This window comes from Lampropedia aestuarii (assembly GCF_004803635.1).
Lineage (GTDB): Bacteria > Pseudomonadota > Gammaproteobacteria > Burkholderiales > Burkholderiaceae_C > Lampropedia > Lampropedia aestuarii.
The window spans coordinates 1-1,168 of record NZ_SSWX01000057.1 but is presented as its reverse complement, the minus strand read 5'-3'; the positions used below and the strand labels follow the sequence as shown (position 1 = coordinate 1,168).

The following is a 1,168-nucleotide window of genomic DNA, read 5'->3' as shown; positions in this document are numbered from 1 at the left end:
GTGGGCGGTTTGTGAGTCAGGATCCGATTGGTATAGAGGGCTTCGAAAATGTATATTTTTACGCGCCAAGTCCTACTGGATGGATTGACCCTCGTGGATTAAAGCCCAAGAAAGGAGGTTCATATAGCCAACACTCAGGAGCCCACCCAGTTCCAATAAATGGACGAATGCCTATTAATTGCGCCTGGGCAGGAAAAACATTTCCTTTAGATGAAGTTGCCGACTCAATTAAAGCAAAGTACCCCGGACTTTCAAACAGATACCCAAATGGAGTACCGTTTAATATGTTTGGATTTCCTGACTTCTCAAGATACTCAATATCAAATGTAAGAATCGCACTCGGCTCATCGAGAGATGTTGATTTTGCAAGAGCCAACAAAACTGCAGGATTTGCGAGTACTCCGGAAGGCTACACTTGGCATCATAATCAAGATGCTGGTTATATGCAATTGATTCCAAGCGATGTGCATGGTGCCATTAAGCACTCTGGAGGAATTGCAGTTTCAAAATGCAAAGGTGAGTAAATATGGAATTAACCTTCAAAAATCCAGGCTATAGCATCGATGAGCTCAATAAGCTTATACAACGAGGCGTAAAGTATGATAAAAGAACAAAAAAAGAACTTCTTTTAGCACAAGAAACACCAAGAACAGCAAGTCCATCTTCGATAAATGAAATTGAACAAAAACAAAAAATAATTTTACCAGACGATTACAAATTGTTTTTAATTAAAAACAATGGCGGAATTCCATCCCTGAAAAACTTTATTATAAACAAAAAAGAAAAATCAACAATTCGTTTTTTCTTCTCGACAGATTGCCTGTATCATCAAGCCTCACTTGAAGCAAATATTGAGGGATTTAAGGGAAGAGCTCCAACGGAAATGCTTCCTATAGCTGAAGATGTTGGCGGAAACTATATACTTATATCTAGCTCGGATAGCGAATATGGAAACTTATTCTTTTGGGATCATGAGCTTGAGGCTGATAAAGAAAAGCAGCCATATAGAAAAAATATAAAAAAAATTGCCCAATCACTGGATGAATTTTTGCAGTCATTGAGTTAATTTATAAATTTTTAATTTTAGAGTTTACGTTTGTAATATCTAGCACTTTGACTACCAATACGACGCCTTTAGGCGGCGCATCGCCAAAACCGATGCCTTTGG

At 38.2% G+C, this 1,168-nt stretch carries 2 protein-coding genes; both read left to right on the top strand.

Annotation, left to right across the window (positions count from 1 at the left end):
* Nucleotides 1–524 (top strand): HNH endonuclease (locus E8K88_RS17870; RefSeq protein WP_205880131.1); only part of this gene is annotated, 524 nt, incomplete at its 5' end.
* A 2-nt stretch (nucleotides 525–526) separates the two neighbouring features.
* The gene (locus E8K88_RS17865) at nucleotides 527–1,066 is read left to right on the top strand and encodes an SMI1/KNR4 family protein (RefSeq protein WP_136408018.1); all 540 of its coding nucleotides are present in this window, start codon (nucleotides 527–529) and stop codon (nucleotides 1,064–1,066) included.
* The last annotated feature ends 102 nt before the right edge of the window (nucleotides 1,067–1,168 follow it).

Coding starts and splice junctions, on each gene's coding strand:
- E8K88_RS17865 (WP_136408018.1), top strand. CDS start 527: ATGGAATTAACCTTCAAAAATCCAGGCTATAGCATCGATGAGCTCAAT.